Origin of the sequence: Sulfitobacter sp. UBA4523, from assembly GCF_002388305.1 — a bacterium.
GTDB classification, from domain to species: domain Bacteria; phylum Pseudomonadota; class Alphaproteobacteria; order Rhodobacterales; family Rhodobacteraceae; genus Sulfitobacter; species Sulfitobacter pontiacus.
The window spans coordinates 11,201-19,713 of the sequence record NZ_DGMH01000041.1; the positions used below are offsets into that span (position 1 = coordinate 11,201).

10 protein-coding genes are annotated in these 8,513 nt (G+C 56.5%); 5 read left to right on the forward strand and 5 right to left on the reverse strand.

The window, feature by feature from the left end:
* The first annotated feature begins 158 nt into the window (after positions 1-158).
* Positions 159-1,013, forward strand: coding sequence for a hypothetical protein (locus B3849_RS10040; protein ID WP_286780078.1), 855 nt, complete (start codon positions 159-161; stop codon positions 1,011-1,013).
* Positions 1,014-1,240: 227 nt separating this feature from the next.
* Here B3849_RS10040 and B3849_RS10045 read toward each other — a convergent pair whose 3' ends face one another.
* Together B3849_RS10045 and B3849_RS10050 are read right to left on the reverse strand one after the other, a co-directional pair.
* Positions 1,241-3,205, reverse strand: coding sequence for a pyridoxamine 5'-phosphate oxidase family protein (locus tag B3849_RS10045; RefSeq protein ID WP_286780079.1), 1,965 nt, complete (start codon positions 3,203-3,205; stop codon positions 1,241-1,243).
* A gap of 167 nt (positions 3,206-3,372) precedes the next feature.
* Positions 3,373-3,996 carry a glutathione S-transferase family protein gene (locus tag B3849_RS10050; protein ID WP_286780080.1) on the reverse strand — a complete coding sequence of 208 codons (624 nt, stop codon included), beginning with the start codon at positions 3,994-3,996 and terminating at the stop codon, positions 3,373-3,375.
* A 108-nt stretch (positions 3,997-4,104) separates the two neighbouring features.
* On the opposite strand from B3849_RS10050, the gene B3849_RS10055 reads away from it, so the two are divergent.
* Positions 4,105-5,010 (forward strand): LysR family transcriptional regulator, encoded by a 906-nt coding sequence (locus B3849_RS10055; protein ID WP_286780081.1) that lies wholly within the window; start codon positions 4,105-4,107, stop codon positions 5,008-5,010.
* A 6-nt stretch (positions 5,011-5,016) separates the two neighbouring features.
* Here the strand turns inward: B3849_RS10055 and B3849_RS10060 are convergent, their stop codons facing one another.
* Positions 5,017-5,904 carry a LysR family transcriptional regulator gene (locus B3849_RS10060; RefSeq protein WP_286780082.1) on the reverse strand — a complete coding sequence of 296 codons (888 nt, stop codon included), beginning with the start codon at positions 5,902-5,904 and terminating at the stop codon, positions 5,017-5,019.
* A 143-nt stretch (positions 5,905-6,047) separates the two neighbouring features.
* Here B3849_RS10060 and B3849_RS10065 point away from each other — a divergent pair, with 143 nt between their 5' ends.
* The 3 genes from B3849_RS10065 (at position 6,048) to B3849_RS10075 (ending at position 7,354) form a co-directional block, all read left to right on the forward strand.
* On the forward strand, positions 6,048-6,434 hold the full coding sequence (locus B3849_RS10065) for a YybH family protein (RefSeq protein ID WP_037942151.1): 387 nt from the start codon (positions 6,048-6,050) through the stop codon (positions 6,432-6,434).
* A gap of 229 nt (positions 6,435-6,663) precedes the next feature.
* Positions 6,664-6,942, forward strand: a complete 279-nt coding sequence (locus B3849_RS10070) for a hypothetical protein (protein ID WP_286780083.1) — start codon at positions 6,664-6,666, stop codon at positions 6,940-6,942.
* A gap of 25 nt (positions 6,943-6,967) precedes the next feature.
* Positions 6,968-7,354 carry a YybH family protein gene (locus B3849_RS10075; RefSeq protein ID WP_286780084.1) on the forward strand — a complete coding sequence of 129 codons (387 nt, stop codon included), beginning with the start codon at positions 6,968-6,970 and terminating at the stop codon, positions 7,352-7,354.
* Between the two features lie 309 nt (positions 7,355-7,663).
* Here B3849_RS10075 and B3849_RS10080 read toward each other — a convergent pair whose 3' ends face one another.
* Positions 7,664-8,182 (reverse strand): type II toxin-antitoxin system YhaV family toxin, encoded by a 519-nt coding sequence (locus B3849_RS10080; RefSeq protein ID WP_286780085.1) that lies wholly within the window; start codon positions 8,180-8,182, stop codon positions 7,664-7,666.
* Positions 8,179-8,463 (reverse strand): type II toxin-antitoxin system PrlF family antitoxin, encoded by a 285-nt coding sequence (locus B3849_RS10085; protein WP_288397309.1) that lies wholly within the window; start codon positions 8,461-8,463, stop codon positions 8,179-8,181. The genes B3849_RS10080 and B3849_RS10085 overlap by 4 nt, the downstream gene beginning before the upstream one ends.
* Positions 8,464-8,513: the final 50 nt, after the last annotated feature.

The window sequence follows — 8,513 nt, forward strand, 5'->3', positions numbered from 1 at the left end:
CTGCTGGCGCTGCGCAACACCAGCCTTGCGAATGTAATCGACGGCTGTTCGGTCAGCATACCCATCACCGACCACCCCGGCACGGGGCTGATGCTGACCGCTCCGGCGGGCCGGGATGCGATGCTCATCACCATGGCCGAAACATTGCAGGGCGCATTGTGAGCGAAACGACGAAACGCCCTTGCGCCTATGTGGCTTTGGGCACGCAACGTTACCGCGTGCGCCATGTCAGCGATCCAATGCTGTCGGGCCTTTCCGATGTCGCAGTCTTGGGCGACAGGATCGTTGTTCTCAGGCGGCAAGCGCCTGAGCTGGTCATACTCGGGCCAAACGGTGCAATGATTGGCGAAAGCACCGATCTGCCGCAGTTCGTATGCGGCCATGGGCTGCGCGCCACCTCTGCGCACCAATTGGCCGCCACGGACATGGATGGCCACAAGATCGTGCTACTTGATGAAACGATGCACGAGATCACCCGGATGGACTGCGCGGAGCGGCCGGGCTTGGGGCGCCCCTTCAACCATCCCTGCGATTGCACCCAAGGTCCGGACGGCCGCTATTATGTCGCTGACGGATACGGGAACAGCGCGGTTCACATCTTTGACCCGGAACTGCGCCACCTCAAGACCTTTGGACACCCCGGTACTGAACCGGGCGCGTTCTCGACCCCGCACAGCCTGTTGTTCGACGGCCAAGGCAGGCTCTGTGTAGCGGACCGTGAGAACAACCGCGTTCAGCTTTTTGATGGGGATGGCACTTGGCTGGGTCAGATTGAGGGATTGTACAAGCCGATGGCGCTGGCGCTAACGCCTGATGGCCTATTGCTGGTCAGTGACCAGACCCCGCGTCTATCCGCTTATACTCCGAATGGTGAGTTGGTCGGTCGCTGTCGCACCTTTTCAACCTTTGGTCATGGATTGGCTGTTCAGCGCGATGGGACCATCATCATCGCAGAAATGAACCCAGACCGTGTCACCTTGCTGATCCCGGTGCCCGACGTGGATACATTCTAACGTACCACTGGAATGCAAACGACAGTTGACTAAAGTATCTAAGATTTCGCGGTGAGCTACGCACGGTGTCGCTCGGCGCGCATGCAGCACGGGAAATGCTGCGTCGGTGTAAAGTCTAGTGCTGCCGCACGGTGGATAGACCAGCCATGTGTACATAGCGCCGCAAAAATTTGGTTCAAAATTAGTGACTGCGGGCAAAATCGTCGTTGGCTTTATGAATTTTGTACTCAGAAGACGAAGGACTCGCGATGACGTCGCCCTTCTTCGACGTTTAGTTTGATGAGGGTTGCTTCGCTCCACCTCATGAACGCATCGGGTCCGCACATATAGACCTCTCGCTTGTCGAGTGCGGAGATGGATTGGATATCTTCAACCCGCGCGCGCCGTTCTTTGATCTGCAGCGCATCCTCAGAAAATGCCAGACACAGATCCTCCCGTGCAGATTTTGCGACCAGTGAATCATCGCCGATGCTTTGAAGCGCCACAATGCGCAGTTTCACATTGGTTGGGGCAGGACCAACTTGCCGGACAAAATGCTTCAGAACTTTGATGTCATCACCACGACCAGAAAACAGGAGGACGATGTCGGTCGTTGTTTGCGGGTGAGCGTTCGCCAGTTGGAGGATACCGTCCCACATCGCCATAAATGGTGTAATGCCGACACCGCCCGCGATCCAGAGCATCTTGGATGAAACACGTGGAGGGGCATTCTGAGTACCCGGCGTAAAGCACGTAAAGCCTGCACCAGAACCTTTGAACTCGACCCGTAGCCTTTGTTCGATAAGTTTGTAAGCGTTGGCGTGAAGAACATTGGACATCAAGCCGCCCGGTTTCCTTTTGACGGTGACGCTCACCTGATTGGTGGCAGCAAACTCGTTGCTGTCGGAGTCGAAAACGGGCGTATTCGAAATCGTCCAAGTTCGCACGTAGTCTTCGTTGACCAGCTGCGGATTGGCTTCGTTCATATGCCTGTATCCCGAGTCCAAAAGGTTTGAGAAGTCGAAGACACCGAACCCGCCGGGCAATGGCACACTGACAGGCTGTGACAGCTCGAAATTGAAAGTCTTGATGCTCTCAGAAAGCGTTTCTGTCGATGTGAGTGTGGCTGTGATGGGGGTTTCGTGAGCAACCAGTACATGCCTCATTTCTTGCATTTCCCGACGCAGGAGCTTGACCGGCGGGTTATACGGCGAGAACTGCTCTTGAGATGTCAACTTGAGGTTTAGACCGTCTTTGACGAAGACGGCACCTGTCACTTTGATACGCGTGAGCAGGCTCACACGTGGAATAAGTGCTTCTGCATCGTCATCAAGCAAGTTTTCGGCATCCCCCGTAATGTAAAGGACACTGCCTGTCGTGAAATCTGGAAAAACGAGTCCGACTTGTGGGTCCGTCTCGATATTTCCCAAAGATTGATAGAACCGATTGCCAGAATGGTCGGGCAAAACCAGATACGTCGTGATGTCGTCACCATTAGCGTCTTCGTAGATGCGGGTAAAACCCGGTGCGCCGCCGCGGTGATTGACGCCCATGTCGGTCTTGATGCCAGAACTGGCCTCATCTGCACTGTGCTTTGTCGCCAAAAACACCGTGCTGGCTTGGTCCACAACGGCTTTGGCGGCATCCGGCAAAGCGGCGGTGTGGGTTTCAAAGCTGTCATACACGAGGCCTGCACTGCGTTTTTCATACGCCAACTCACGCACGGTAATATATTTGGGACAGTTTCCCAGATGCTGGTCGGACGCCAAGTGCAGGCTAATTTTTCCGCTCTCTTCAACAGATGCCGCACTAATTTGTCCGGCGATTTTGTTGCGCCGGCGATTGCTGAAATCGACCCCTACGCCGGCAAAGAGTTTCTGTGCATGGCCCGAGGTCGGATCTTGCATCAATGCCCGCGCGAAGGGATCGTATGGGTTGCTTTCGGCAACAACCTCCATTGTGTTTTGACCGGAAATTTTGATGTCTACCGACGGGTCACTCTCCGATCGTGTGACCAGAAGGCTCACCCAAGGCCGCCCGTCGTGATCCAGTGTCGCGAGCGGCAAATAAGGCAGTTCAGCAAAGAAATCCGCGTGCTGCTGTGGCATGTCAGGGGCGATGTACTGGGGAATGGAGGTGATCAATTCCTTGGGCGTGTTGCGCCGCTCTTGAAGCCGCAGCTCGCCTTTATGGGATTTATGAAACTGGGCCATGTCGTGTTCCAATCGTTCGTCTGAAAAGCGGTCGTGTTGCGGTGTTTGCGCTGACGCCTTTCTTTAGGACTGAAAGGCGTCAGCGGTTATTGGTGTTACGGCGTCAGGGTTATAGCCCCAGATCGCTTAGACCCGGATGGCGCGGGGCTTCAGATGTCATGCCCCCCCTATTCAGCCGCAAGGCCAACGGCGGTTGCTGGCATGGCCTGAAACCCTGGCAGGGCTTCGAAACGGGTGAGCCATGCGCGGACATTCGGGTAGGGGTCAAGCGAGACGTTCCCCTCGGGCGCATGGGCGGTATAGGAATAATTCGCAACATCGGCGATTGTCGGGCGATCGCCAACCAGCCAATCGCGACCTTCCAGCCCGTGTTCCAGTTTTTGCATTGCCTTGGTCGCTGTTGCATCGGCGAAATCTACGTCCAAGGGCGCGCCGAAAACGGTGATCAGACGTGCGGCACAGGACCCGAAGGCAACTTCGCCTGCCGCGAGTGTCAGCCAGCGTTGAACATTGGCCTCATCGATCGGAGTGCTTGGCATCCAGTCCGGCGCATATGTCCGTGCGAGGTAGACGAGGATTGCGTTGGAATCCGATACGGTTACATCGCCATCTTGTAAGACGGGGACCTGCCCGTTCGGGTTCATGGCCAGAAATTCAGGCGATTTATGTTCACCACCTGCCAGATCTACGGGAACTTCCTCATGTGCGATCCCTGCGAGTTTCGCAAACACCAAGGCGCGGTGAGCGTGACCTGATTTTGCGAAGTGGTGAATGCGAACGGCGTTTGACATCGGTGTCTCCAGTCATTTTTCAAGATATGTACAAGCCCTACCAGTTGCGCATTCCAGCGGTAATTGTCTAAATTGGCGTATATTTAAGCCCTGATAAGGCGCAATGAGATGGATAAAATCGACCGGATGCGGGCCTTTGCGCTTGTCGCCAAGAACGCCTCTTTCACGATTGCCGCGCTGCGTATGGGGCGATCTGCGCGATTGGTCAGCAAATATGTCGCTGACTTGGAAAATGCGCTCGGGGTGCAGTTGCTTAATCGCACGACGCGGAGTGTCTCTTTGACGGACGCTGGTGCGACATATCTTGCGCTATGTGAGCCGCTTCTTGATGGCTTTGACGAGTTGGAGGAGAGGGTCAGACACGATCAGACGTCGCTACGTGGTGTAATACACATTTCGGCCCCCACTGGGTTCGGAGCTTTGCGGCTGACGCCGTCGCTGGCAAAGTTCGGGGCGAAACACCCCAATGTGGACCTTAATTTGCAATTCTCTGACCGCCGCGTGTCGATCATTGAGGAAGGCTTTGACCTCGCCATCAGGATTGGCCCGATGCGCGACAGCTCGCTCAAGGTACGGCAACTGGGCCCGATGCCGTTGGTCGTGTGTGCGTCGCCCGCCTATCTGGAACGCACCGGAACGCCGGACCATCCGCGGGCGCTGGCCACGCATGAGTGTATTCTTGACGGGAACATGACCGAGCCGACCATCTGGAGGTTTGATATCAATGGCCAGGAAGAGGCTGTTCCGGTCAGTGGGCGTTTCCGCATGAACGCGCCCGCAGCTGCAGCCCGGCTTGCCGCAACAGGCGCTGCAATTGCCCGTTGCCCCGCCTACACGGTGGCGGATGCCTTCAGGTCTGGTGATCTGGTGGAGCTTTTCGCCGAGCATCGGGTTTCGCCCTATGCCGTTGCTGCGCTCTTCCCGCAGAACAGGCGCCTTACAACGCGGGTCCGGGCGCTTATTGACCATCTCGCGGATGATCCGGAGCTTTGTTCCGATAGCGCCAAGACCTGACTTGCGCTATGCCTTTGCCATATCGACGAAGGCTCTGAGCCGGCGCGTCATGTTCCGCTTGCTGCGGTAATTCAAGGAATAGCGCGGAAGCTGTCCCAAATGGCCGCTGAGAACTTCGGTCAGGCCGCCTTTTTCCAGATGAGGCAGGGCTATTTCCCTGTACAGATACGCAAGACCAAGCCCTTGCTGTGCATAGGTCAGAAGCGACCGCATGTCGTTCGCCACCATGCGCGGTTTGGGCTGTATCGTGTACAGGCCCTCTGGCCCGTCGAACCCCCACGGGGCCAGATGAGCGCCCGAGCCAAAGGCATAGCAGATTGCATCGTGGCTCAAAATATCGCGCGGATGCTTAGGCGTCCCCTTCCCCGCAAGGTACTCGGCCGAACCGACGATGGTCATTTCCAGTTCTGGTCCAACAGAGACAGCATGTGTATCTGATCCAAGCAACGTGTTTGAACGGATCGCGGCGTCGATGCCTGACGTCAGAAGATCGACCTTTTTGTCATCATAGATAACTTCAACATTGACCGTCGGAAATGCAGTCGCGAAACGTGCGACCAGATCATCCAAAAAGAAGGGGCCAGCGCTGTAGGGGGCCGAAAGCCTCAAGGTGCCTGCGACCTCGTCCTTCTGCGCGTGGATGTCATCCAGCGCATCTTCCAGATCCACAATGGCGGGCAGGCTCTTATCATAGAGCTGTTCGCCTGCGCGTGTCAGCACGACGGAGCGGGATGACCGTTCAAAAAGACGCACACCCAGACGGTCCTCGAACCGTTGGATGGCCTCGCTCACCGAGGCGGGGGCTTGCTGAAGATGCTCGGCCGCTGCACGGAAGCCGCCGCGGCGCGCGACTTCGACAAAAACACGAATGTCACCAAAGCTGCTACGGGCCATTGTTCGCTTTTCCGATCAGGATGTTAGGCTGAAATAGGGTTATCCTTACGATAACAGCCGCCTACATTCTCAGCAAGATGGAAATGAAAACGCGAAGATCAGGTCGATGACCGCCCTCAATCAACAGACCAAGGAGCAAGACAATGACAGTACTTGAAGAAATCCAAGCCGCCATCGCTGAGTGGAACACTGGCCTCGACAATGGTGACATCGAACGGATGGTGGCCTCGTGCCATCCCGATGTGATGACGGTGAACGAACGCCAGCCCGTCACAACAGGCACGCAAGCGATCCGCGACAAATACAACCCGCGTATCGCCGCCGCTGAAATCACCTCTGGTTATGATATCGAAGACCTGCAGGAATACGGCGACACTGTCATCGTATCGGGCCGTTTCTACGGCACGATGAAGATGCGCGACACAGGCGAGGTCAAGACGCCCGAGGGCCGCTTGGTGCTTGGCTATAAGCGCGACAAAACCGGCGCGTGGAAGATGTTCCTCGACATGGACAACAACGGCCCGGCCTAGGCCGTTACTGCCGCGCCTGTCCTGGCGCGACCTTCCCCCATTTCAGGAAAGACCAACAACCAAGGAGCTCGAGATGACCACACTTCAGATTGTCGCAAAGGAAATCGTCGCTTTGCACGACTTCTTTACCGAGTGGTTCAATGGAACCGTAGAGCGCGACCAACTTTAGCCACGGTTCCTGTCGCGTTTGGATGAGAATGTGGTCTTCATCCCGCCCGAAGGACACATCATGACGGGCGACATGCTCAAAGGCGGATTCGACCGCGGATATGGCGCAAACAAGGGTTTCCGCACCCAAATCCGTGACGTCACCATCCGGCATGAATTCGGTGATCTGGTGATGGCAACATATACCGAGTGGCAGACAGGTGCCGCGATGTCAGCCGAAAAGAACAACGCGCGTCTGTCCAGCGTACTGATGAAAATCACCCATCCGGTGACTTGGCTGCACATTCAAGAAACATGGCTTCCAGATGATCTACGTGAAGCTGGCTCCTTCGACGTCTAATCAACCCTAATTCGAAAGCAATGACATGACACAACGTATCGCCCACCAGCCCCGCGAAATCGCGGATTGCGTCAGCGCCTATCTGCAAGAGGGTGATCTGGACGGCATCACCTCGATGTTCCATCCCGATTGCCAGATCTTCTTTCCACCCGACCAGCCGCCCTTGACAGGGTTGGACGGTGCGCGCAAAGCCCTTCAGGGGTTCTTGGACATCCGGCCTCAGGTCAAAAGCGAGGTGTTCAGCGAGGTCATTACTGGCGATACCGCCATGCTGCGCGCAAATTGGAGCGTGATTGCGCCGGACGGCACGGTGATGGCCGAAGGTCAATCCACCGAAGTCGCGAAAAAGCTGGCAAACGGCGGTTGGGGCTATCTGATCGACTGCCCTAACGGCCCTCCAAGCCTTACCTGATCGTATGAGCATTTAGAGCGTCCAAGGCTACTGGACGCTCTCGTGATCGTTGGGTGGGATTGCAAAACAGATGGGGATACGGGCAAGGGTCAACGTGAGGTCCGCACGTTACCAGTTCGTACACGATGCAGCGAACGGCAGGTGTACGGATGTGTTGGGACTTCTGAGAATCTCATCGTACCAGCCATATGACACACCAATGTCACCTATTTCACTTGGCTCAAGGGTGACGGGAGATTAAAAGGGCGGAACGACCCCTTACTGGCAGCCTTAGCGGGGGATTCTGCCCTCTCCGACATTCGACCCCACTTACCGATCTGGCGCCGCTTCAAGAGACGTTTCGAACCGCTTGTCCGCCGCCGCAGCTTCTTTCAAGAGAACGTCGAAATTGTAAGGTAGATTGCCATCTTCCAACATCCCTTTGAGCGTCGCATAGGCATCCGTCTTGCTGCCATAAGCGCGCAGGGTCTTGTCGTCGTTCATCCACGCCACCAGAACGACCTTCGCATCGCTGTTGAAGCGGTAGAACAATCGATACTGTTGGAAGTATTTCGCCCGGAACCAATGCTTGCGGGGATCGCCGGGTGTGCCGCCTTGCCGGAAGGCGGCGGCACCCGGAACTGCCGGTAGGGCCTCGGTGAGCAGCTTGAAGATGGCGGCCAGCCGTTTCGTCGAGTTTTTCTTGCGCCAGTTCTTTGGATCGCGTGACTTCCGCGCCTCGACCGCCAGGGTCAGCCCTTCGAGCTGGTCCAGAAAGAGCGGATGCGCATAAATCGACCATCCGTTTACAACAAGGGGTGCCCCTGCGGGCTCGGTATCGCCGCTCATTCATCCTCGAGCGATAGCGGCGCATCGAGATCGACGTCAACGTCTCCGACCTGTGCTGCAACACGGTCATGCAGAGCCCCATCGAACGCCCGAATACGGTCCGGATGCGCCTTGATATCGGCCTCGACATAATCGAGAACGGCTCCGAGCACGGGATAATCCTCGTCGCTGCGCACGCGCTCGATATGGATCCTGCCACTCGGCTCGGTACAGTAGCGAATCTGGTCGCCCTTGCCCAGCTTGTGAACCGCCCCGGGTTTACCGGAGAGTAAAACACTCAAAGGATGAGCCCTATGAGCAAGCAGAGGTTCACCCCCGCCTATCCTGCCGA

Coding starts and splice junctions, on each gene's coding strand:
- B3849_RS10045 (WP_286780079.1), bottom strand. CDS start 3,205: ATGGCCCAGTTTCATAAATCCCATAAAGGCGAGCTGCGGCTTCAAGAG.
- B3849_RS10050 (WP_286780080.1), bottom strand. CDS start 3,996: ATGTCAAACGCCGTTCGCATTCACCACTTCGCAAAATCAGGTCACGCT.
- B3849_RS10055 (WP_286780081.1), top strand. CDS start 4,105: ATGGATAAAATCGACCGGATGCGGGCCTTTGCGCTTGTCGCCAAGAAC.
- B3849_RS10060 (WP_286780082.1), bottom strand. CDS start 5,904: ATGGCCCGTAGCAGCTTTGGTGACATTCGTGTTTTTGTCGAAGTCGCG.
- B3849_RS10065 (WP_037942151.1), top strand. CDS start 6,048: ATGACAGTACTTGAAGAAATCCAAGCCGCCATCGCTGAGTGGAACACT.
- B3849_RS10070 (WP_286780083.1), top strand. CDS start 6,664: ATGACGGGCGACATGCTCAAAGGCGGATTCGACCGCGGATATGGCGCA.
- B3849_RS10075 (WP_286780084.1), top strand. CDS start 6,968: ATGACACAACGTATCGCCCACCAGCCCCGCGAAATCGCGGATTGCGTC.
- B3849_RS10080 (WP_286780085.1), bottom strand. CDS start 8,182: ATGAGCGGCGATACCGAGCCCGCAGGGGCACCCCTTGTTGTAAACGGA.